At 57.0% G+C, this 24,313-nt stretch carries 12 protein-coding genes; 11 read left to right on the top strand and 1 reads right to left on the bottom strand.

All coding sequences use genetic code 11. The features are described from left to right. Positions 1 to 23: 23 nt before the first annotated feature. The 10 genes from BN5935_RS08545 (at position 24) to BN5935_RS08500 (ending at position 18,892) form a co-directional block, all read left to right on the top strand. Positions 24 to 1,202: a FecR family protein gene (locus tag BN5935_RS08545; protein ID WP_064975737.1), complete on the top strand. Its 1,179-nt coding sequence runs from the start codon at positions 24 to 26 to the stop codon at positions 1,200 to 1,202. A 160-nt stretch (positions 1,203 to 1,362) separates the two neighbouring features. Beyond that, entirely contained in the window at positions 1,363 to 4,599 is a 3,237-nt protein-coding gene (locus BN5935_RS08540; RefSeq protein ID WP_162272063.1) for a TonB-dependent receptor, read from the top strand. 18 nt (positions 4,600 to 4,617) lie between these two features. Then, a complete protein-coding gene (locus BN5935_RS08535; RefSeq protein WP_064975736.1) occupies positions 4,618 to 6,336 on the top strand; it encodes a RagB/SusD family nutrient uptake outer membrane protein in 1,719 nt (572 codons plus the stop codon). A 19-nt stretch (positions 6,337 to 6,355) separates the two neighbouring features. Further along, the gene (locus tag BN5935_RS08530; RefSeq protein WP_147625795.1) at positions 6,356 to 6,736 is read left to right on the top strand and encodes a hypothetical protein; all 381 of its coding nucleotides are present in this window, start codon (positions 6,356 to 6,358) and stop codon (positions 6,734 to 6,736) included. 77 nt (positions 6,737 to 6,813) lie between these two features. Further along, a complete protein-coding gene (locus BN5935_RS08525; RefSeq protein WP_147625794.1) occupies positions 6,814 to 9,312 on the top strand; it encodes a hypothetical protein in 2,499 nt (832 codons plus the stop codon). A gap of 93 nt (positions 9,313 to 9,405) precedes the next feature. Beyond that, positions 9,406 to 10,992 (top strand): calcineurin-like phosphoesterase C-terminal domain-containing protein, encoded by a 1,587-nt coding sequence (locus BN5935_RS08520; protein ID WP_064975733.1) that lies wholly within the window; start codon positions 9,406 to 9,408, stop codon positions 10,990 to 10,992. 53 nt (positions 10,993 to 11,045) lie between these two features. Then, positions 11,046 to 11,900, top strand: a complete 855-nt coding sequence (locus tag BN5935_RS08515) for an endonuclease/exonuclease/phosphatase family protein (RefSeq protein WP_082944069.1) — start codon at positions 11,046 to 11,048, stop codon at positions 11,898 to 11,900. Positions 11,901 to 11,976: 76 nt separating this feature from the next. Next, positions 11,977 to 13,554: a beta-N-acetylhexosaminidase gene (locus BN5935_RS08510; RefSeq protein WP_064975731.1), complete on the top strand. Its 1,578-nt coding sequence runs from the start codon at positions 11,977 to 11,979 to the stop codon at positions 13,552 to 13,554. A 76-nt stretch (positions 13,555 to 13,630) separates the two neighbouring features. Then, a complete protein-coding gene (locus BN5935_RS08505; RefSeq protein WP_147625793.1) occupies positions 13,631 to 16,024 on the top strand; it encodes a hypothetical protein in 2,394 nt (797 codons plus the stop codon). A gap of 21 nt (positions 16,025 to 16,045) precedes the next feature. Then, positions 16,046 to 18,892 (top strand): family 78 glycoside hydrolase catalytic domain, encoded by a 2,847-nt coding sequence (locus BN5935_RS08500; protein ID WP_064975729.1) that lies wholly within the window; start codon positions 16,046 to 16,048, stop codon positions 18,890 to 18,892. 800 nt (positions 18,893 to 19,692) lie between these two features. On the opposite strand, the gene BN5935_RS08490 is transcribed toward BN5935_RS08500, so the two are convergent. Beyond that, positions 19,693 to 21,870 (bottom strand): glutamine synthetase III family protein, encoded by a 2,178-nt coding sequence (locus BN5935_RS08490; RefSeq protein WP_235821051.1) that lies wholly within the window; start codon positions 21,868 to 21,870, stop codon positions 19,693 to 19,695. 585 nt (positions 21,871 to 22,455) lie between these two features. Here BN5935_RS08490 and BN5935_RS08485 point away from each other — a divergent pair. Continuing rightward, positions 22,456 to 24,303, top strand: a complete 1,848-nt coding sequence (locus BN5935_RS08485; RefSeq protein ID WP_064975726.1) for a methylmalonyl-CoA mutase family protein — start codon at positions 22,456 to 22,458, stop codon at positions 24,301 to 24,303. The last annotated feature ends 10 nt before the right edge of the window (positions 24,304 to 24,313 follow it).

Here is a 24,313-nt window from a genome sequence, read left to right as displayed (position 1 = left end):
AAAACAGAACTTATCGGACAATTATGCATGACAGAGCCAATACTCCCGATCGCCCGAGCTTCTTAAATGATAAAAAATTCATAGCATGGCGACTTCAACGAACGCCTGAATTGGATAATTATTGGATGCTGTTCCGTAAGGAGCATCCGGAGTGTTCCGACGAACTGGACCGGGCCATCGATCAATTCAAGGCGGTTCGGATAAACGGCTCCCGGCTTTCCGAAGCACAATTGGACGAGTTGTGGAAACGCATTCGGGCAACCACCGAGAGGCAACGTCAAGCGAGGAGACAGCAGTTCGTCCGGCAACTGATCGCAGCGGCAAGTATCATTCTTATATTCGTTTCGGGATTCTATCTGTCAAATCGCAACCCGGAGGTTGTCCTTGTATCCTCGATCGTCGGCGAGCAATTCCCGGAACAGGAAATCCAACTCCACACAGGACAAGAAGTGGTCGCGCTTACCCGAGATGCCTCGATCGTTGTAGACAAGGGACGCATTACGGTCACCGACGAGCAGACTTCCGTCCTGTCACCCGCTCAAAACAACAACAAACTCGTTGTTCCTTACGGCCAACGGGCTACCCTTACGTTGGCAGATGGGACGAAAGTGTGGCTCAATTCCGGCACGGAGCTCGAATTTCCGGGCGAATTTGCCGGACCTACCCGGGATATCACGGTAAGCGGAGAGATATACCTTGAAGTGACGGAAAACCCCGAACGGCCCTTCCGCGTCCATACCGACAAATTCGACGTCCGGGTCCTCGGCACGAAATTCAACGTTTCGGCCTATGCCGACGATCCGCAATGCGCCGTGGTGCTCGTCGCAGGCAAAGTCGCCGTCGAAACCGGCAACGAGGCAATGGAGATAGTTCCCGGCCAGATGGCAACTTACAACGCCCTGCACGGCATCGCTCGATCGGAGGTCGACGTCGAAGAGTATATCAGTTGGAAAGACAATGTGCTGCTGTTCCGGCGCGCCACGATCTCCGAAATCCTGCAGAAAATCGGCCGGTACTACAACGTTTCGTTCGACATCGGCGATAAAACCCTTTCGGAAAAAACCTGCACCGGAAAACTCTACCTCGCATCGGACATCGACGACATCATGCAGGCCCTGACCGTCATTTCAGACACCTCCTACAAACGTGAGGGGAACACCGTATACATCACCCGAAAAAGCAGTCTGCCTATGGAACAATGACGATAAAAACAAAAGAGCCGGATGGAAGTACGAGTTCCATCCGACCCGGATTCAGATCCACACCCAACCATTAACAGTTACCAAGATGTAAACCTAAACTTGATGCAAATATATGAAAGAAAGATTTAACTCTGTCTTATGTATTGCCAAAAAGACCTTCATGCCCATCAATTTTCTAAAATTTGGGCTATTCCTGCTACTTTCGGCATTGGCCGTGCCGTCCTACGCAGTCCCTTCCGACGCCGGCGCACCGGCCACCCCGGCGGGAAAAATCAGCCTCACGGCCAACAACACCTCGCTCCGGCAGCTTTTTAAATCCATCGAAAAGCAGAGCGGCTATGTCTTCCTCGTCTCCGACGCCTCAGATGCCGAACTCGACAAGCGCGTAACGCTCGAAATCAAAGAGGCGGAACTCCCCGAGGCGCTGAAACGCCTCCTTGCGGGAACCGATCTCGCTTACCTCATCACTGAAGGCCAGATAACCGTCTACAATAAAACCGCCCGGGTATCCGAAGCGAGCAAAGAAACTGAGGGGGGGGGTAATCTGCTTTCCGTCCGGGGCGTTGTAGTCGATACCAAAGAGCCTCCCACACCGCTTGTCGGCGCCACCATCATCGTAAAGGGAACCCCCACGGGTACGACCACCGACGGCAGCGGCTTCTTCTCCCTCAAAGCAAAGAAAGGCGACATGCTGGTCGTCAGCTACTTGGGTTACCAGACCAAGGAGGTTCGCGTCAACGCATCGGTATCGAACATGTCGATCGCTCTGGCCGAAGACGCTACGGCGCTCGAACAAGTGGTCGTGACGGGAATGACCTCGCAGGCGAAGGTCAAAGTCGCCTCGTCGGTCGGCATCATCGAAAACACCAATTTCACCAATAAACCCATCACCCGCTTGTCGCAGGCCCTCCAGGGTGGTACAACTGGTGTTTTCGTGTCGCAGAGCTCCGGCATGCCGGGCGGCGACGGTGCAAAAATCAAGATTCGCGGTGTCGCGTCGCTGCTGGGTTCCGATCCGCTCGTCCTGATCGACGGCTTCGAGTCGGACATGGACAAACTCGACCCCTCGACCGTGGAGTCGATCTCGGTGCTCAAGGATGCTTCGGCAGCCTCGATGTACGGAGCCAAGGCCGGTAATGGTGTAATCGTCATCACCACCAAGCGCGGTACGGCAGGCCGTGTGCAGGTGGGCTACAACGGCTACTTCGGCGTGCAGCAGCCCCTCTACCGTCCCGATTTCGGCGACGCCGTTGACTACATGAATTACTACAACGCAGCTTCGGTGAACAGCGGCGCATCCCCGAGCTACACGGATATCATGATTGAAACCACGCGCAACGGCTCCGACCCGATCAACTTTCCCAACACCGACTGGACGAAGGAAACGATGCGCGAGTTCACCAACATTCAGGAACACAACCTCAGCGTCTCGGGTGGTAACACCACGGCCCGCTTCGCGCTGGCAGCGCAGTACATGTCGCAGGACGGCATCTACAAATACATGGACAACGGTTTCGAACGCCTGTCGGTGCGTCTGAACACGACCATCAACCTCTCGAAGACGCTCTTCACCTATGTCGACGCCTTCGTCAACCGTGACGTACAGCGCCAGCCCAACACCACCAATACATCGCTGATCGACTTCATCTACCGCACACCGCCGACCGTCGCGGGCATTTATCCCCGCAAGGAGGGTCAGCGCGAGGACATGGTTTATTACGGCATCTACCAGACCGTGCAGAATCCGTTGTACAACCTCCAGAAAGGCATCAAACGGGAAGAGTTCAAGGATTATGTGACGCTGAACATCCGCCCCACATGGTACATCATTCCGGAACTGGTCCTGAAAGGACAGGTCGGTTACCGCCTCTCGTCAGGACTCACGCGCCGCACACGCCCGGCTTTCCAACTGATCGACTACTTTACCGACGACATCGTTTTCGACAGCGGCAAGATGAGTGAGACCTCCTATCCCAATCGCCAATCGTACTGGACGGCCAATCTGATGCTCGACTGGAACAAGGATTTCAAGAACGGCCATACGCTCAACCTCATCGGCGGCTGGTCGTCCGAATACGACATGCGCAACGCCTGGGACGTGGTGACGTTGGTTTCGTTCTTCGGAAAAGCCTATTACAGCTACGACAACCGCTACATGCTGGAAATCTCGGCCCGCGGCGACGGCTCGTCGCTCTTCGACAAGGGCCACAAATGGGGCTTCTTCCCCTCGGCCGCCGTGGGATGGAACATCGCCAACGAGTCGTTCCTCAAGGACGTCAAGTGGCTCAACACGATGAAACTACGCCTGTCCTACGGCAAGTTGGGCAACAATCACGTCAACCCCTACAAATACCAGAGTCTGGTAAGCAGCAGCGGCAACGAGACCGTCAACGGAAACCCCAACCTCACATGGGAGGTCGTCTCGATTTGGAACGCCGGTCTCGACCTGAGTTTCTTCGACAACCAGTTGGACCTCACAGTGGACGTCTTCCGCAAAAAGACTACCGACCTAATTGTCAACACCCCCTCGACGCTCAGTTCGGCGCTGCTCAACTCGTTCCAGAACGCCGGTGACGCCAAGGTCGACGGGTTCGAGATCAGCGCGGGCTACAATCACAACTTCAACAAACACACGCGTATCGGCTTCAACGCCGGCTATTCGTATACCAAGTCGAAATTGACGCGGGTAATCAACAGCAAAATCGTCTCCGGAGACCGTATTTACCAACAGGGGCGCGCCATTACCGAGTATTACGGCTATGTGGCCGACGGTCTGTTGACCCAGCGCGACATCGACGACAACTACCCGATCATCGGCGGCTACAATTCGGCATCGCTCTCCCAGCAGCCCGGCGACGTGAAATACGTCGACATGAACGGCGACGGAATAATCAACGACAGTGACCGCATGCCCATCGGCCGGGTCGACCCCGAATCGGTCTACTACATGAACCTGTCGTTTTCGTGGAAAAACCTCGATTTCGAGGCGCAGGCCAACGGCGTGGGTTCGGTTCCGGTCTTCTACACCAACCTGATTTCCAATCCGCTCGACGGCGATAACGGCGGCAAACCCCAGCGCTGGCATTTCGACTACTGGACCGAAGACCACCAGACGGCCCGGTTTCCACGCCCGACGCTCCAGGCCGGCAACAACGGACTCTTCTCGACGTTCTGGCGCGAGAACGGCGCGTTCCTGCGCGTACGTTACATCCAACTGGGTTACAGTTGCCCATGGCTGGCCAAGAAAATCCGGGCCGAAAGCATCCGCATCTACGCCAACGTACAGAATCCCTTTACCTTTACCAACGTCGAACTGATCGACCCTGAAAGCAAAGGAACCTATTCCACCTATCCCATGTTCCGCACCTACTCCGTGGGACTGAACGTACGGTTTTAACTCTTAAAACATCCTAGTATGAAATTTCAGCATAAAATCGCAAAATACCTTACGGCGGCCTTCCTGCTGGGAAGCGTAACTTTTCTGACGGGTTGTGAGGACTTCCTCCAGAAAGACGTGCCCAACGACACCACCGAGGAGGAGTGGTGGCAGACAATCGGACAGCTCAACACCGCCCTGAACAGTATCTACAAAACCATCCCTTCGGGGCTGATCCTCTACCAGAATTCGGACGACAGCTCCACTACCCCCGGAGCGGCCAGCAATACAATAGTAGAACGGGAAGCCCTTACCGACAACTGCATCGGAAGCGCTAACTACGTCAATTTCAGCAATTACGACAGCGGCACAGTTCCCACCAGCGACATTCTCGCACGTACACTGTGGTTCAACCGTTGGCGGGGTATCCGCCGCGCGTGCCGGTTTCTGGAGAACTACCACCGGGCATTCGTTCCTACCTCCTACAAATCGCAGGTGACGCGCATGGCCGCCGAAGTACGCGCCTGCCGGGCCTTCTACCACCTCGACCTCTTCCTGCATTTCGGGAACATCCCCATCGTCGAAACCCCCACGCTGCCCTCCGAGCAGGAACTGAGCCGCGAAAGCGCCGAGCGAATCGTGAACTGGATCGCCGGTGAGTTCGAAACTGCAGCCGGCGACCTCCCGGTAAAGGACGGCCCGGGCTATACGGCCACCGAGGCCTGGCGCTGGACACAGGACGCCTGCTACGCTTACATATCCTATCTCTACCTCTATGTGGGTGACTGGGCCAATGCTAAGAAATGGGCTTGGAAAGTAATCGAGGGGGGCCGCTACAAACTCATGCGCGCAGAAACCGACGAGGGCACGGCCCCTTACACCGTACACCACAGCGCCTACTCGACCCTGTTCATCGCCAAGAACTTCGAAGGTACCGCCGCCGGAAACAACACCGAGGCCATCTTCCTCAAGAACAACGGCGCCCAGCAGGTCCGCGCCCGTCTGGCTCCGTACGGCGGCACGGCCGGCGGCGTAGTCGACTCGCCGACAGCCTCGCTGGTCAACGAATACGAACTGCTCGACGGCCGCACGCTCGACGAGCTGGATGACGCGACGCGCAACGAACTAATCCGGAACCCGAAGGCGCTGCCGCGCGACCCGCGCCTGACAGCTACAATACTCTTCCCGAACGAGAATTTCATCAACGTATGTCCCGACCCATGGACCCCTGGCAGTCTCGACCAGGTTGGCCGTATCAACTCGACGATGACGGGCTACTGGGTGAAAAAATGGGGCAATTATCGCGACTGGGTAGACAAACGCGGCGACACGCAAGGTATCAACGACTTTTATTTGATGCGCTACGCCGTCGTGCTGCTCAACTATGTGGAGGCAGCCATTGAACTGAACGAACTTTCGGACGAGAACATCTACACCTTCTTGAACGATATCCGCACCCGTGCCGGCATGCCTGAGGTCGACCGCACAAAATATAAAACGCAGGCGAAACTGCGCGAACTGGTCCGCCGCGAACGCCGCGTGGAACTGGCATTCGAGGGCCACCGCCTGTTCGACATCCGTCGCTGGAAGATCGGTACGCAGGTGATGAACGGCCCCGTTCTCGGCGCCTACAACCCCAACACAGGAAAACAGCATCAGGCGAAGGTCCGCGTCTTCAACGAACGCGACTACCTGTGGCCCATTCCGGCCGACGAGATGTCCATGAACCCCAATATGGAGCAGAATCCCGGTTATTAACAGCTAAACGAACAAAACCATGTTAAAGAAAATAGTATCCGCAGCGGCGGTTTTGACGCTGGCTTTCGGGATGACCTCCTGCAAACTCGACAAGGAGGAGCCGCACGGTAAAATCCAGTTCCAGCTCTACGACGGAGCCTTCCAGTTGGAGGGTACACAGCAATTCAAATTCGGCGAAACGAAAGCGTACAAACTGCACAGCCGGTACGTTACGACGATGAAGGTCGTCGCGCCGTTCGGCTGGGAGGCCGAATTCTACAACGGCGGCGACGACGGCTCGGTGGTGATCTCCGCACCGGCCAGCCCGGAGGTCGGCGAGACCGCGGGGAACGTCGTGGTCAACCTGACCGGCCCCGACAAGCAGCAGATGGATTATGTGGTGAAAGTCATCGCCCTGTGAGCCGGAAAAACGAGTACAAACCTCAACGAATGATTAAAATGAAAGCGAAAAACATTTCACACATCATAAGTTATGCAATGGCTGTCGTTCTTTGCTCGGCCGGGCTGTCCGCCTGCGAATCGGACGACGCAGGCCTGAACGAAGGCACGATGGTCTTTGAACTCACCGAAAACGGCACCCCCGTCGGCGGTACGCAGGAGTTCGTGTTCGACACGCCGCGCAGCTATACCATCAAGGCCGAGAACGTTGTTTCCGCAACGACGGAACGCCCCGAAGGCTGGGTCGTCAAGACCAACCTGCGCGACAGGCAGTGTATCATCGAACCGCCGATGGCAGCCTACCTCGACGGTAACGAAAGCGGCAGCATCGTCTTTACGCTCACCTCTCCGGCAGGCCGCACGGCAAACTACACCGTCGCGGTGGCCGCCGCCGAGATACGCCTCGACTTTGCTTTCGAGAATCCCGGCGAGACGAAATTCGCCTATGCTTCGACCCGCAGCTATGAATTTACGGCCAACGAAAGTTTTGGTGGCTTTGACTTCCAACTGCCCGCAGGTTGGACAGGCAGCTACAAGAAAGGAGAAACGTCTTTCACGATCACCTCGCCCGGCGACGACGACGAAGGCGCCGTACTTTCAGGCGACCTCTCGGTCACCCCGCTGAGCGTACGCGGGCAGCGGGGCGTCACGGCGACGTTCCGCGGAACGGCCGTCGACGCCCACGACCCCGCCATGACGCTGGAAACTGACAACGTGCGTTTCCAGTTCGAAACGCCCGTTGAGATCGGCTATACGGGACAATACGTCGCCGATATCGTCGTCGCCGACAAACCAGAGGGTTGGGAGGTCACGCCCGACGTAGCCGGCAAGAAGATCACCATCACGGCCCCGGACGCCGACAACCATACGGCATACGGCGGGCAGGTAACGCTGAAAACCTATAACGAATTGGGCGATGACGATTTTGCACAAACCTATACGATCGACGTGCGGCTGGACGGCATCGCCGGTGCGGCCGAGGCCGAAGCCTTCCGCAAGGCCTACGACGCCTACCTGGCGGACAAAAATCCTGCGGGGCTCTCCCCCTATATGCAGAACGGCGAGATCGTGCTGCTGGAAGACATCGATTTCGGTTCGAAGAGCAATCCCTACCTGCTCGTCTCCAAGAACCAGACTTTCGAGAGCACCCTTAACGGCCTGGGTCATACGGTAAAGGCCGATATCGCCACCACGGAGCGCTACTACGGCATCCTGATGCACAAGATGAGCGGGACGGCCGAAATCAAGAATATCACGGTCAAAGGCTCGATTCGTAATTCCGACGCCGCCAACTGGGCGGCCTGCGGCGGCGTGCTGAGCGAAGCGCCCGCAGGAGCCCGATTCACGGGCGTGAAAGTCGCCGTGGACTTCTCCTACGAACCCACGAAGTGGTCCAAATTCGACGACACGCGCTACGGCGGCATCGTCGGCCTGGCCAAAGGCGCCGTGATATTCACCGACTGCCACGCCATCGGCGGTTCGATCACCATGAAGAACGGATTGATGCGTTACTTCGGCGGACTTGTCGGCCATCTGGACGACGACAACGGCATTGTATTCACCGACTGCTCCAACGCCTCCGACATTCTGGTGGCCCCGATCAACGCCGACTGCGGCGCCTTCAAGTTCATTGGCGGTCTGATCGGCGGAACCCGCAAAACCTTCGCCGGAACCTTCACCAATTGCACGAACACCGGAAAGATCACCATCGACGGACAGGGCAAAAGCGGCCTGCGCATCCTATGCGGGGGTATTGCCGGAGCTGTCTACGGAACGTACGAGAACTGCATCAACCGAGGCGCGATAGACGCTTCGACCTGCAACGTCAACTATGACTTTTACGGCGGCATTCTGGGTGCCCGTCCCGACCAGGGCGATGCCGCGACCGGAAAAATCGACCTGACCGGCTGCCGCAACGAGGCCGACCTGACGATAGCGGCGCATTTCGTCGGAGGACTTGTCGGCAGCATCGAGAAATGTGTTTCGGCGACAATCCGGAATTGCACCAACACCGGCCATATCAACATGGCTAAGAACGGTAATGTTCTTGGAGGCATCGTCGCCTATTTCGCAGGCACCCGGATCGAGGGCTGCACGAACAGCGGCAAACTCAGCGGAACTATTTCGCTCGCTGCAGGCGGCATTTCGGGGCGCTCCGACAACCCGACGGGCAAGAACGACGGTTCGGTCGTCTCGGTGGTGAAGGACTGCACGAACACCGGCGATTTCGACCTGACGACGACCCGTAACGGACCGGACGGCTCAGGCAGGGCGCTCCCGATCGTGGCAGGCGTCTCGGTCGTGGCCTCCGCCGATGAGAACAACGTGCAGTATTACAGTATCGAGAATTGCAAAAACACCGGGACGCTCAAGGCCGAGGTCAACAAGGCGGGCTGCATCCAGAACGTCTGGGCCTTCTCGCACAAAGTGCGCGCGGCCGATCCCGGCAGCGTAAACGATCCGACCCGTCAGGACGCTGCGACCGAAGCGTCACAAAACGACCGTTCGAAAATCACGGAAATCCTGAAAAACAACTAATTGTCATCGGAAACTCCCGGCTCCGGTCGGAGCTGGGAGCCTCCGGCAACCGAAAAACAACCGAAAATAATGAAAACATTCCGCATATTGACAATGTGTTCACTGGCAGCCCTCCTCGCCGTATGCTGCGGCGTAAAAGAGGATCAGGGCGGCAAAGGCGGCGGCGAAATCGACTATTCGCAAATCGAGGTGAAGCCCGCCGTCGGCAAAGACCTCTACGGGCAGCTCACCGACACCAACGGAAAACCCATCCGGGGCGTGGTGGTGAGCGACGGCACGACCAGCGTGGCGACCAACGCCTACGGCATCTACCAGATCAAGCGCAATCCCGAAGCGAAGTTCGTCTATTACTCGACGCCCTGGGACTACGAAATCGAAACGGCCGAGGATTGTTCGGCGGCGAAATTCTACGCCGAAATTCCCGAAAACGCAGGCGTGCACCGTCAGGATTTTCAGTTGCGCAAGCGCACGGGCGACGCCTCCGATTTCACGGTGATCGGCGTGGGTGACCCGCAGGTGAGGGTCCCCATGGACAACGAACGTTTCACCAACGAAACGACCCCGGCGCTGAAGGACGCCGTCGCCCGGCAGACCAAGCCCTGCATCATTCTGTCGATGGGCGATCAGGTCGAAGACAACCTCGACTACATGGCCGCCACACGGCTGAACCTCGGGTCGACGGGTGCCCCGGCATTCTCCGTCGTCGGCAACCACGACAAACTCCGCGATGCGGCAAATTCCTCGCTCCCGCGCAACGCCGACGACCACAGCGCGTTGTGGGGGCCGACCGACTACACGTTCAACATGGGTAACTATCTTTTCGTCGGCATGGACAACGTCATTTTCGAGAACGGCTCGAGCTATCACGGCGGTTTCACCGATGAACAGGTCGCCTGGCTGGAACAACAGGTAGCGCCCGTCGGCACGGACCGTTCGGTGATTTTTTTCTGTCATATCCCGATGCGCAATTCGAAAAATTCGACGAAAATACTGGACATTCTCTCCCGCTTCAAGTCGCTGGACGTATTCTCCGGTCACACGCACGACCACCAAAATATCGAAAACGCCACCTATTACGAACACATCCACGGTGCGGCATGCGGCGCCTGGTGGTGGAGCAACCTGAACACCGACGCTACACCGCTCGGATTCACGGTCTACGAAATGTCGGGAAACTCGATTAAGAATGCCTACTTCCAGCCCGTCAACCACGACCGCAATTTCCAGTTCCGCCTCTATCGCGGCAACCATGCCTACAAAGGCTGGGGCAACCCCGACGACCTGTACGGTGCAGGCAGCGCCGACGTATTGTACGACTACACGTTCGGGCTGGCCGACGACGTGATCGTGGCCAACGTCTGGAACGCCGATTCAAAATGGGACATCGCCGTCTATGAGAACGGCGAATATTCGGGCAGCATGTCGCGTATCAACATGAAGGACATGTGGGGCATGGCCGTACACGAAGGCAACACCTACGAAACCCGCATCGACCGCTGGCTGGCCGTAAGCGTAACCTGCACGCATCTCTATTCCTATAAACTCAAGGACAAAAACGCCGAGGTGAAGGTAATCGTTACGGACCGCTACAACAACAAGTACGAATCTTCGGAATTCACTACCGATGTAACGGAAGGGATTTCGCTGTTGAAAAACGAAAATCCGTACCTCAACCGATAACAAACAGCCGGTCCTGTCAGTCGGCAGGGCCGGCATAAACAATACGAAAAAACATGCTTGCAATCCAAACACTGATGTTATTCGCATGTGCCGCCGGATTATGCCTGAATACGGCCTGCAGTAAGGACAATGACAGCCCCGAAACGCCCGGCAAGGGCAAAGGCGAAGGCGTAATCCGCCTGGTTTCCTACAATGTGGCGACGTTCCGGTTCGATACGGAGAACTTCCCCGCTCCGGACCGGGCCTACGGGGCGATCGGCAATTTTCTGAAAGAGATAGAAGCGGACGTCCTCTGCATCAACGAAATAGACGACGGCGTACCGCGCACGGACGGTGTCGACCAGCCTAAACATTTTTCCGAAATCATGGGTGGCTGGGACTATATTTTCGGCCCGGCGCTCGATCCGCACCCCACCGGCGGCCGCTACGGCGACGCAGCTCTCTCCAAGAAGAAAGCCATTGCCAAGGATTACGTTTTCCTGCCTAAGGGGGTCGGAACCGAACGAAGGGTGATGTGCGTACTGGAATTCGACGACTTCGTGTTCATCGCCACCCACCTCGAACACTCCACCGGAGCGGCACATCCCGGGCAGATCGCCGTAATCAACGACTATGTCGAGCGGCACTACTCAGATTCCGCCAAACCTATCTTTCTGGCGGGCGATATGAACGCCCGCCCCGAATCGGAGACGATGACCCTTTACCAGCAGAAATGGAAAGTCATCTCGGCTACACAGACGACCTTCCCGGCGAATAATCCCGACCGCTGCCTCGACTACATCCTTGCTTACAGGAACAATGCAAAATATCAGGTTGTACAGTCACAGGTGGTGCGGCTCTCCGGTTCCGTCAAACTGAACCTTGTTTCCGACCATTTACCGGTATTTGTCGATATCAAACTACAATAAACGAATTAACTTTATCTGACCGGATACCAACCGGGGAAAAGCCCCGCCAACATGCGTATCCTCAACCCGTTTACCGATGCAACGAACTATTCTGACCTTTTTCGCCCTGATGTTCGCCGCAGCAATCTGCGCCCGAAACATCGATATCATACCGCGCCCCGCCTCCCTGACTCCGGGAAAGGGCGTATTCCATATCTCTCCCAAAACGGCAGTCGCCGCCGAAGGCGAACTCCGACGTCCCGCAGAAATCTTCGCCGAAGACATCGCTTCCGTTGTCGGTCACCGGATTCCCGTGGCAGAAAAAGGAGCCGTCGCCCTCGCTGTAAACAACGAACTGGAGAATGAAGAGTACACGCTTGCAGTGACGCCCAAAGCCATCCGGATATCCGGAGGCTCCCCGCAGGCCGTGTTTTACGCTCTGCAAACGCTCCGTCAGCTCGTCGCCCCGGACGGAACCGTACCCGCCGTTGTCATTGCCGACAAACCCTGTTTCGCACATCGCGGGGGAATGCTCGACTCCGGACGCCATTTCTGGACCGTGGACGAGGTGAAACGATTTATCGACATCCTCGCCCTGCACAAACTGAACGTATTCCACTGGCACCTCTCCGAAGATCAGGGATGGCGCATCGAAATCAAGCGATATCCCCGGCTCACCCAGATCGGCTCCATCCGTAAGGAGACCGTCATCGGACGATACGACAAGTCCGACGAAAGCCGCAACCGATACGACGGAAAACCCTACGGAGGTTTCTACACCCAGGACGATATCCGCTGCATCGTGGCCTATGCCGCAGAACGATACATCGAGGTAATTCCCGAAATCGACATGCCCGGACACATGTTAGGGGCGTTGGCCGCATATCCCGAGTTGGGGTGCCGCGGCGAAGGATACGAAGTATGGACCCATTGGGGAATATCCAAGGACGTGCTCTGCGCGGGGAAAGAGACGACCTTCGAATTCGTGGAAAATGTGCTCGGGGAGGTGCTCGGACTATTCCCTTCGAAACTCATACACGTCGGAGGCGACGAATGTCCCAAAGACCGTTGGAAAGAGTGTCCGGCCTGTCAAAAACGCATCCGCCAAGAGGGGCTCGCAAACGAGGAACAACTGCAAAGCTATTTCATGCACCGCGTCGAAAAGTGGCTTCACGACCACGGACGAGAACTGATCGGGTGGGACGAAATCATGCAGGGAGGAATTTCAAAATCCGCGGTCATCATGGCGTGGACCGACCAGTTTAGGGGGACCGACGCCGCAAAGAAGGGAAACCGCGTAATCATGACCCCGAAGTGGAACTGCTACCTCGACTATGCGCAGACATCCCATCCTGAAAAGCTGGAACCAATAGGGCCGACCCGATACCTCTCCATGAGGCAGGTATACCGCCTCGACCCCTACGACCGGCTGAAACCCGCCGAGTACAAGAATATTCTCGGCATTCAGGGTAACGTATGGACCGAATACATCGCGGATTTCGGACATGTCCAGCGGATGACACTGCCCAGAATGGCCGCGATAGCCGAAATTGCCTGGGCATACGACCGTAAGAATTACGACGATTTCCAACGCCGCGCAAAACGCCTCCTACCGAACCTCTACAAGAAAGCTGGGTTCCAATATGCGGAGTTCTTCTTCAAGGACATAGAATAAAATCGGCCGGAGCACCTGCCTGCATCCGAATTCAGGCTGCACAAAAGCAAATTATTACAACCAAAACAAACGAATGATGAATCTTGGAAAACCGGGACTTTCCCGCCTGCTGTGGTTGCTTTGTTTTCCTTTCACCGTGCAGGCATCGGGAATCACGATTCTCGATGCCGGACCGCAAACGACCTGGCGTGCTTTCATAGCCGACAATGGCACGATTCGCGGCTATGAAACGTTCCGTAACGGTGAATGGATGCGGATTCCGTTCCGCACGGACGACAAATCCGGACCGGCTTGGGAGAACGTAGCCCTATCACAGCCCGTATCCGGCATTCCGGTATTCACGGCCGAACAGAACGGCATCGCCTACCGCCTCGCCTACCGGGCCGAAAAAGACCATCTGGTGGTGACGGCCGAAATGGAGAACCGCACGGACAGCCTTTTCGTGCCGTTCCGGTCACGGCTGTATTTGGGAATCGACGCCGAAATGCGGAGTTATCCGGCGTGGAACCAAAAGTTTTTCCCGACGCTGATGCGCTGTGAAAAGAGCCATTTCTGGGGCTATTTCATGTCGCCCGAAGGGCGTATCGCAGGCATTTGCACATCCGGGCCGGTCGCCTCCTATGGCATTAACTATATCTACGAAGGTATTTTAAAGCCGAAGTGGGGGCACCAGATTTTCACCGGAAGCCTCGACCTGCTGCACACGGGCCCCCTGCCTGCACGACATCCGCAGCGAATGAATTCGCTTGCTCCCGGTGAACGGCGGGAATGGGAGCTCCATCTGGGAGAAATCGAAGGGCTCGAAACGCTCAAGCCCGCGCTTGCGGCATGGGGAGGTATTCCGGCAATCGAATGCGGACGTTACACCCTCTCCGCCGGCGAATCGACCGACTTACAACTTTACGGCTGTACGTCCGAAACCGCAAGAGTCACCGTAACGGCTCCGGACGGCAGTGTAGAAGAACTTTCCGGTCGAACATTCACCCCGGCAAAAGGCCCCGGCGAATACCTGCTGACCGTTACGACATCCGCAGGCAAACAGGCCGAAGCCCGCGTGCACGTCCGCCGCGAATGGTCGTGGTATCTGACCTGCGCACGGGACTTTGCGACGCGTTATCCACCGCTTCATTCGGGGGCGGAAAGTATGTACGGCTATTACACGATCTTTCAGGCGGAACGGTATTTTCCGACGCCGGAAAAAAGTATCCGGCTGACCGCACGCTTTGAGGATGCGCTCGCCCGTACCTGGGACACCGTGGCATGGCAGCCCCGGCCGGTATTCAGGCCCCACCGCATCCAGAACCACACGACGTTGATCGGTATTCTCGTCGACCTGTGGCGCATGAGCGGCGACGAGAATTACCTGCGCCAGGCTTCGCACATCGGCGACTACATCTGTTCGGAACAGGTTCAAAGCGCCGACGGCGCCTACCGTTCACGAAACAACGTCCATTACACGGCCGTCATCTATCCGGCCAAGTCAATGCTGGAATTGGCCGCCGCAGAGCAGGAGTTGGCCCCCGCCTCCGCCGAATGGGCCGAACGCGCGCAGAGGCACGCCCTCTCCGGAGCCCGGGCTTGCGCCGACCTGCTGTTGCGCCGCGACGATATCGAAACCGAGGGCGACATGACGTTCGAGGACGGCATGATTACATGCAGCGCGCTCCAACTGGCACTCTACGCCCTCATGCAACACGAAGCCCCGGCACGCAACGCCTATACGGCCGCTGCCGAATACCTCTACCACAAACACCGCTGCCTCCAGCAATCGGAAATCCCCGACGCCCGGATGCGGGGTGGGACGCTCCGCTACTGGGAGGCGCTCGACCACTATTTCGCACCCAATCAAGTGATGAACTCGCCCCATGGGTGGACTGCCTGGAAGATTTACGCCTCCTACTACCTCTATCTGCTTACCGGCGAAGAAAATTACCTGCGGGATACGATGGATACGCTCGGGGCCTGCGTGCAGATTATGGACGGGAACGGATGGCTCCGCTGGGGCTTCGTTCCCGATCCCTATGTGCGGGCGAAAGTCTTTGCGGAGGACCCGGCGCATCCCGGCGAAGGGATTCCGACGGATGCAATCGTCGGAGAACAGTATCTGGAGTTGATTACGCCGTGGCATCGTCCCGACGACGATGCTGCCGTGATGGATTTCGGCCAGAAAGGCGGGCAGGGCGACTATACGGTTTTCGAGATTTTCAAAGCGCTCGAAGAGTGCGCCCTGACGCAAGCATTCGTCATCGTCCGCGCGGACGGCTCGCTGGCCGCATGGAATTGCACGGCACGGCGGCGCGGGAACGTCATTGAAGTAACGCCTGCTGAAACCTGCATCACCGGAATACACATGAATACGGCTGTCCCCGTTCAAATCAGGACCCTATTCGGCAACCGGGAACTTTCGGCCCGTGTCGACGGCATGCAGTGGCTCGGGGAAAAACCGGCCTGCGAAAAATTGAATATCTGACAATCACAAAACGAAGCCCCCATGAAAACCGTTTGCATCCGCCTCATTCTCCTCTGCCTGTCGGTATTCATAACGACCGAAGGATTCGCAGGTTCCTTTTCCGCCTATGAACTGAAGTGCGAATACCTTGAGAATCCGCTGGCCGTGAACACCCTCACCCCGAAATTCAGTTGGAAAGCGGCATCGGAGCGGCAGGGATTCATCCAGCAAGCCTACGAAATCCGCGTTGCCGATGCCCCGGAGAAGCTCGGCAAACAACAGGAATGCCTGTGGGACAGCGGAAAGGTGCGCAGTACGCAATCGCTGCATATTCCCTATGCGGGGACGGCGCTCCGTCCGGGCGGATTTTATTATTGGAGCGTCCGCATCCACGACGCGGCCGGAAAAACCTCCGCGTGGAGCGAACCGGCCCGGTTCGGAATAGGACTGTTGGATGAGCAGGACTGGGAGGGCGCACAGTGGATCGCCATGGAGTTGATGCCCGAAAAGGAGCGACTGGTTCCGGGTGCGGCCAACGACGCAACGCTTCGGAAACGGCTCGGCGACCGCAATCCGGGCCGGAACAAACTTCCGCAGTTCCGCCGTGAGGTCGAAATCCGCAAACCCCTGAAACAGGCCGTAGCCTACGTCTCGGGGCTCGGGCATTTCGACTTCTTCCTCAATGGCCGAAAAGTCGGCGACCGCCTGTTCGATCCGGCAGCCACAGACTACGACAAACTCGTGAACTACGTTCCTTTCGAAGTAACCCCGCTGCTGCGGCAGGGGTGCAATGCGCTGGGTGTGATGCTCGGCAACGGATTCGTCAGTATTCCCCGGGAACGCTATTACAAAGGGCTGACGAGTTACATGTATCCCAAAATGATTCTCAAACTGGCGCTCGAATACGAGGACGGCAGCCGGGAAACGGTCGTCTCCGACACATCGTGGCGCACGACGGAAAGCCCCGTGACTTACAGCAGCGTCTACGGCGGCGAGGACTACGATGCCACACGCCTGTCGACAGGCTGGATGGAACCAGGCTACGACGACTCGACATGGCAGCGGGCGCTGCCCGCGCCGCTGGCCGAAGGGACCGTTCTCGAAGCACAGACCTCCTATCCCCTGCGTGTCATGCAGCGGTTCCGCCCCGTAACCCGCCGCCTGACCCGTCACGGTAGATGGCTCTACGACCTGGGGCAGAATTTCCAAGGAATCGTGCAATTGACCCTAACGGGCAAAAAAGGACAGCGCGTGGTGCTGCACGCCACAGAACTCTACGACGAGAAAGCCGACTCGGTGCACCGGTTCGGCGGCTACAAGGACGAAGTGCGTTTCTCCTACACCATCGGCTGCGACGGCTGTCCGGAAACCTGGCATCCGCAGTTCACCAACTATGGACTGCGCTATGTGCAGGTGACGGACGCCGTGCCTGCCGGGGAGGAGAATCCCGGAGAGCTCCCCGTCATCGAAGAAATCATTGGACTGCACGTCCGCAATTCGGCTCCCACGGCCGGCACTTTCCGCTGCTCGGACGAATTGCTCAACCGGATTAACACGTTGATCGAATGGGGCATCAAAGGCAATATGGGAAGTTTCCTGACCGACTGCCCCCACCGCGAAAAGCTGCCGTGGATCGAGCAACTGCACCTGATGTTCGGGTCGCTGCAACATAGTTTCGACCTCTACAAACTCTACGAAAAGATGGCGGCGGACATGGCGGCGGCCCAGTGGGAAAACGGGCTCATACCCGACGTGGCTCCGATGTATTTCCTTTTCAACGGCGGATTTGTCGATTCGCCCGAATGGGGAAGTTCGATGATTCTGGTCCCGTGGAAGGTTTACGAATACTACGGCGATCCGTCGCTCGTCAAGCGGCACTACGACAGCATGAAACGCTATCTGGAGTACCTCGAATCCAAAGCGACGGACTACATCCTCAATCACGGACTGGGCGACTGGTGCGACATTGGGCCCAAGCGCCCCGGCGTGTCGCAGCATACGTCGCTCGCGGCCACCGCAACGCCCGTATTCTACATGGATGCCGTAACGATGGTCCAAGCCGCCGAATTGCTTGGCAGGGGACGGGATGCCGCACGGTTCCGGCAGTTGGCGGAGTCTATAAAATGCTCCTACAATGCAAAATTCTTCCACCCCGACACCAAATCCTATGACCGGGGCAGTCAGGCCGCCAATGCGATTGCCCTGTGTGCAGGTCTGGTCGCACCGGAGGACAAACGGGCTGTGGCCGAGAACATCGCGTCGGACATCCGTGCCCGGGGCAATGCCTTGACAGCCGGCGATGTAGGTTACAACTTCGTGCTGCGGGCCCTCGAGGCACACGGCATGTCGGAAATCATCTACGCCATGAACTCCCGCTACGACGTGCCCGGTTACGGCTATCAGATCGCACAAGGAGCGACCGCCCTGCCCGAAACATGGGACGCCCGTACGGACCATTCGCACAACCACTTGATGCTCGGCCACCTGCAGGAGTGGTTTTACACGCAAGTCGGAGGCATCCAGCGCGACCCGGAGAGTCCGGCCTATAAACATTTCATCGTAAAACCCTCTGTCATCGGGAAAATCACATTCGCCCGAACCTCGTTCGAATCGCCCTACGGCACGATCTCGACCGACTGGAAGATAACACCCGGCGGCTTCCGGATGAAGGTCGCGGTCCCGGCCAACACGACCGCTCAGATATGGATTCCGGCAGCTCCGGACGACGCCGTAACCGAATCGGGTGTCTGTGCCGACCGTAGCAAGAACGTGCACTACCTGTTCACTGTCGACGGATACCGGGTTTACAGGGTCGGCAGCGGAACTTACCGGTTTGCGGTCGAGGGTGAATTTGCAGGGGACAATATCACGAACACAAGCTTTCAGTAAGTACCCCGATCGATAACCGACCCGTCATAAACCGGCCCGGAGATTTACGAGTTTTCAAAATCAAAGATTTCCGGGGCTTATCGTACGGTTCAGAAGCGATCGATATTTATGCCGAAAGGAATCAGAAAACTTGAAAAAAGCAACTTTATGATTCTGTTGCACATGCTGGTAAACAAGGACCTTTCCGAACCGGAATGTGGACGGCTCAATATCGCATATAATCGGCTTATCTATCAGGTTCAACCTATTTCGAAACGGGAGAGCCTATTGAAACTGAACTCTCTGCATATGCTCGTTCCGGGAATGTCTGGCCTGCCTGCTCGAATGCTGCGCTATCGGCGATCCATACAATGCGCTTTGATATTCGTATTCCAAATATTCAAAATCATACGCTTTATATAGCGTACAAGCGCTTGTCAATGTGTTTATGTTCCTCAATATTCCGGAACGAGAACGACATATCCTCCGAAATGGTTTCGTTGCTCACGACCTTTGATGGAATATGACCATCGAAGAACAGTCTATTTCCTAAAATGAGTTACTATGACATAAATTATGCCTATCTGAAAAATCGGGACTTTTTATTGAATTTGTATTCAATAACAGGAGTTGTTTGGCATGAAGGAAAGCAGATGCGAACAAATGCATACAACCGTTTCCTAACCATTACCTGCTATATGCAAATAGAGTCATAACTTTTTAAGTTACAACTCTATCTGGATGTGAATGGGCAGTATTCAGGTACATTCCATTCGCCCCGTTCGGGGGATATGCGGAAATCGCCGCTTATAAATCGAAAATCAGCGGAGGAAAAGCAGCTCGCGGTATTTCGGCAACGGCCAAATCTGGTCGTCGACGATCTCCTCCAGCTTGTCGATGTGGCGGCGGATTTCGTCGAAGCAGACGGCGACGGTGTCGTGGTAGGCGATCGCCTTCGCGCGCGGATCTTCGATCTTGTTGGCGACCTTGCGGGCATCGACCATCTCGGCAGTGAGCTTCTGAATCTCCGCCGTGTGATTCTGTATCTTCTTGATGAGCAGGATATCAGACGAAGCATCCAGTCCTCCGATCTGCGACATCTTATAGACCTTGTCGAGCAACTGCGCCTCGTATTTCGACGCGATAGGCACGATGTGGTTCATCGCCAGATCGCCCAGCACACGGCCCTCGATCTGGATTTTCTTGGTATAGGTTTCCCACTTCACCTCGGTGCGAGCCTCGAGCTCGACTTTCGTAAAGACCCCCATATCGCCGAACAGCTTCTCGCTCGCCGCATCCATGTAGCGGTCGAAGATCAATGGCGTCGAGGTTTCGCAATCCAGCCCGCGGCGCTTCGCCTCGGCCTTCCACTCGTCGGAATAACCGTTGCCGTCGAAGCGGATGGCCTTACAAGCCTTGATCATCTGCTTGAGCACCTCGTAAATGGCCTTCTCCTTTTTGGCCCCGGCCTCGATCTTGGCGTCCACGGCCTTCCGGAACTCGGTCAGTTCGCTGGCCATCGCCGTGTTGAGCACGATCATCGCCTCGGCGCAGTTGTCCGACGAACCCACGGCGCGGAACTCGAAGCGGTTGCCCGTGAAGGCGAACGGCGAGGTGCGGTTGCGGTCGGTGTTGTCGAGCAGCAGCGTCGGAATATGCGAAATGCCGCTCATCTTGAAGACGTTCTTGGCGTCGAAACGGATGGCGTCGTCGCCCTTCGAAGCGGCCAGCTTGTCCAGCACGGCCGACACCTGCGTGCCGAGGAAGGTCGAGATGATGGCCGGGGGCGCCTCGTTGGCTCCTAATCGGTGGGCGTTCGTGGCGCTCATGATCGACGCTTTCAGCAGGCCGTTGTGCTTGTACACGGCCGAGATGGCATTGACCAGAAAGGTGATGAACTGTAGGTTCTCCGAGGCAGTCTTGCCCGGCCCCAGCAGGTTCACGCCCGTATCGGTGCCCAGCGACCAGTTGTTGTGCTTGCCCGAGCCGTTGATGCCCTTGAAAGGCTTCTCGTGCAACAGCACCCGGAACTGGTGGCGGCGGGAAATCTTGTCCATAATGGTCATCAGCAACTGGTTGTGGTCGTTGGCCAGATTGGCCTCCTCGTAGACCGGAGCCAGCTCGAACTGATTGGGAGCCACCTCGTTGTGACGGGTCTTGACGGGAATTCCCAGTTTCAGGCACTCGTATTCGAGGTCTTTCATGAACGCCATCACGCGGGTCGGGATAGCCCCGAAATAGTGGTCCTCCAACTGCTGGTTCTTGGCCGACTCGTGGCCCATCAGCGTGCGGCCCGTGAGCATCAGGTCGGGACGCACGGCCCAGAGGCTCTCGTCGACGAGGAAATACTCCTGCTCCCAGCCCAAGTAGCAGAAGACCTTCTGGACATTCTTGTCGAAGTAGCGGCACACCTCCGTGGCGGCCTTGTCCACGGCCGTCAGCGAACGCAGCAGGGGTACCTTATAATCGAGGGCCTCGCCCGTGTAGGCGATGAAGACGGTCGGGATGCAAAGCGTCGTATCGACGATGAAGGCCGGCGACGCAGGGTCCCAAGCCGAGTAACCGCGCGCCTCGAAGGTATTGCGGATGCCGCCGTTGGGGAACGACGAGGCGTCGGGCTCCTGCTGCACGAGCAGTTTTCCCGAGAACTCCTCCAACACGCCGCCGAATCCGTCGGGCTCGGCAAAGGCATCGTGCTTCTCGGCCGTACCGCCCGTCAGGGGCTGGAACCAGTGGGTGTAGTGGTCGGCGCCGTGCTCCAACGCCCATTGGCGCATGCCTGCGGCGATACTGTCGGCCACTTCGCGCGTGAGCGGCGTGCGATTGTCCATCGTGTCGAGCAGTGCCGCATACGTCTTCTTGTCGAGATACTTACGCATGGCTGCGCGTCCGAATACCTTCTCTCCGAAGTAGTCCGAAGGACGTCCCTCGGGAGCCTTGACCTTCACGGCGGTATGGTTTATCGCCGCGTCGACCATCTTAAACCTGAGTAATGACATAGTTTAGAGGAATTTTTGGGGTTCGAAAAAACCGCGCGGGGAAGGTCCTGACAATTGCAAACTAAAACCTAACCTAAAATTCAAGCGGATGACTGCCTCCCGGCAGGGTCCACCGACCTAACTAACCTTGGGATCACTTCCCCGCGACGGCATGTTTTCTGTTCTGGTGACAAATGTACGAATATTATCGTTACGTTGTTTTTACAAAATCACTATTTTTTCGAAAAACAGTTGATTTTTTCAGCATTTTTCCGAAAAATAAGGCTATTTTTCCGACAACACCCCGATTTTTTCAGTCATTTTCCGAAAAACACCCTATTTTTCACGCCACTTTCCGAAAAACAACGAATTTTGATTTCTTTAAAAATCGAGGTATTTAAGAACAATTTTCAACTATAACACCTCAACGGGCGAAATTTCGGGCTCCGGGTTTCGGCAAACACCTCCGGCAGCGAAATCGACAAAAACCCCGGACTACTGTTATTTTCGTAACAATTTCTTGTTACAATTCGGTAATTAATTTGTACCTTTATGCGCTATTTCGAAACAAAAAGAAACATCACTCATACTAATCTCTAAATAGTTATGGCAATTTCCAAACGTGAAAAGCTGTTCACCGAGTTCCCGCCGGTCCCGACCGAGAAATGGGAAGAGGTGATTACAGCCGACCTGAAAGGTGCCGATTACGAGCGCAAACTGGTGTGGCGCACGGGCGAAGGCTTCAATGTCCGCCCCTACTACCGCGCCGAGAACCTCGAAGGCATCCGGTTTCTGGGCTCGCAGGCAGGCGAGTTCCCGTTCGTGAGAGGTACGCGTACCCACAACCGCTGGCGCGTGCATCAGACCATCGAGGTGCAGTTCCCCAAGAAGGCTAACGCCGAGGCGCTGCAACTCCTCAACTCGGGCGTCGACTCGCTCGGCTTCTGCATCGCCAAAGAGGGCTTCATGGCCGGTGACATCGACCAGTTGCTCGCAGGGATCGAAATCCCGGCCGTCGAGATCACTTTCTGCGGCATGAAGACGGCCAACATGGCCGATCTGGTGATCGCCAAACTCGAAAGGGAGGGCATCGCCGCCGACGCACATGTGGCGTTCGTGATCGACCCGCTCGTGAAGGGCCTCTCGCAGAAGGGCGACTTCTGCTCGCCCGACGGCGAAAAGTGCTTCGCCAAGATCGCCGAGCTGATCGAGCGCACCCGCGAGTACAAGCACATCCGCATCGTGACCGTCTCGGCCGGCATCTTCTCGAACGCCGGATCGACCATCGTCGAGGAGCTGGCATTCGCCCTCGCGGCCGGTAACGACTACCTCGCGCGCCTGACCGACGCCGGCATCGATGCCGACACGGCAGCCCGCAAACTGCGCTTCTCGTTCTCGGTGACCTCGAACTACTTCATGGAGATCGCCAAGTTCCGCGCGGCGCGCATGCTCTGGGCCAACATCGTCAAGGAGTACAACCCCGCGAAGAACTGCGCCTGCAAGATGATGATCCACGCCCGCACCGCGGACTGGAACCAGACTGTTTACGATCCCTATGTAAATATGCTCCGCGGCACCACCGAAGCCATGTCGGCCACCATCGCCGGCGTACACTCGCTGGAGGTGACGCCGTTCGACGCCGCTTTCGAAGATCCCACGGAGTTCTCGAAGCGCATCGCCCGCAACGTCGAGCTGCTGCTCAAGAACGAGTCGCACTTCGATCAGGTGGTAGACCCCGCCGGCGGTTCGTATTACATCGAGAACCTCACGCAGTCGATCGCCGCCGAGGCGTGGAAGCTCTTCCTCGAGATCGAGGAGAAGGGCGGCTACACTGCGGCTTACAAGGCCGGCTTCATCAAGGAGCGCATCGCCGCTTCGGCCGCCGCCAAGGACAAGGCCATCGCCACGCGCCGCCAGACGCTGCTCGGCGCCAACCAGTATCCCAACTTCACGGAGGTCGCCGACAAAGCCATCACCGCCGATGCCGTGACGCGCAAGCCGGCCGAGGGCAACACGCTGGTGCCCTACCGCGGCGCCATGGCCTTCGAGGAGATGCGTCTCCATGTCGACCGCTCGGGCCGTCAGCCCAAGGCGTTCATGCTCACCTGCGGAAGTCTGGCCATGGCCCGCGCCCGCGCCCAGTTCTCGTGCAATTTCTTCGGCTGCGCCGGTATCCGCGTGCAGGACAACACGTTCTTCAAGTCGATCGAGGAGGGAGTGAAAGCCGCCCTCGAGTCGAAAGCCGAGATCGTGGTGGTATGCGCCGCCGACGACGACTACGCCGAGGCCGCACCGAAAGTCAAGGAGCTGCTCGGCGGCAAAGCGATCCTCGTGGTCGCCGGAGCCCCCGCCTGCGCACCCGAACTGGAGGCACAGGGCATCACGAACTTCATCAACGTGAAGTCGAACGTCCTCGAAACACTGAAGTTCTACCTTAAAGAGATGGGAATCTAAGCACCAATCT

This window comes from Alistipes provencensis, from assembly GCF_900083545.1.
In the GTDB taxonomy this organism is placed as follows: domain Bacteria; phylum Bacteroidota; class Bacteroidia; order Bacteroidales; family Rikenellaceae; genus Alistipes; species Alistipes provencensis.
Note: the sequence above shows the minus strand (reverse complement) of the source record. Positions and strands in the feature narration are given on the sequence as shown.

What these genes read in the sequence shown, in the direction of transcription:
- BN5935_RS08540 (WP_162272063.1), top strand. Translation starts at nt 1,363, where the DNA reads ATGCCCATCAATTTTCTAAAATTTGGGCTATTCCTGCTACTTTCGGCA.
- BN5935_RS08520 (WP_064975733.1), top strand. Translation starts at nt 9,406, where the DNA reads ATGTGTTCACTGGCAGCCCTCCTCGCCGTATGCTGCGGCGTAAAAGAG.
- BN5935_RS08515 (WP_082944069.1), top strand. Translation starts at nt 11,046, where the DNA reads ATGCTTGCAATCCAAACACTGATGTTATTCGCATGTGCCGCCGGATTA.
- BN5935_RS08545 (WP_064975737.1), top strand. Translation starts at nt 24, where the DNA reads ATGCATGACAGAGCCAATACTCCCGATCGCCCGAGCTTCTTAAATGAT.
- BN5935_RS08530 (WP_147625795.1), top strand. Translation starts at nt 6,356, where the DNA reads ATGTTAAAGAAAATAGTATCCGCAGCGGCGGTTTTGACGCTGGCTTTC.
- BN5935_RS08525 (WP_147625794.1), top strand. Translation starts at nt 6,814, where the DNA reads ATGGCTGTCGTTCTTTGCTCGGCCGGGCTGTCCGCCTGCGAATCGGAC.
- BN5935_RS08510 (WP_064975731.1), top strand. Translation starts at nt 11,977, where the DNA reads ATGCAACGAACTATTCTGACCTTTTTCGCCCTGATGTTCGCCGCAGCA.
- BN5935_RS08535 (WP_064975736.1), top strand. Translation starts at nt 4,618, where the DNA reads ATGAAATTTCAGCATAAAATCGCAAAATACCTTACGGCGGCCTTCCTG.
- BN5935_RS08500 (WP_064975729.1), top strand. Translation starts at nt 16,046, where the DNA reads ATGAAAACCGTTTGCATCCGCCTCATTCTCCTCTGCCTGTCGGTATTC.
- BN5935_RS08505 (WP_147625793.1), top strand. Translation starts at nt 13,631, where the DNA reads ATGAATCTTGGAAAACCGGGACTTTCCCGCCTGCTGTGGTTGCTTTGT.
- BN5935_RS08490 (WP_235821051.1), bottom strand. Translation starts at nt 21,870, where the DNA reads ATGTCATTACTCAGGTTTAAGATGGTCGACGCGGCGATAAACCATACC.
- BN5935_RS08485 (WP_064975726.1), top strand. Translation starts at nt 22,456, where the DNA reads ATGGCAATTTCCAAACGTGAAAAGCTGTTCACCGAGTTCCCGCCGGTC.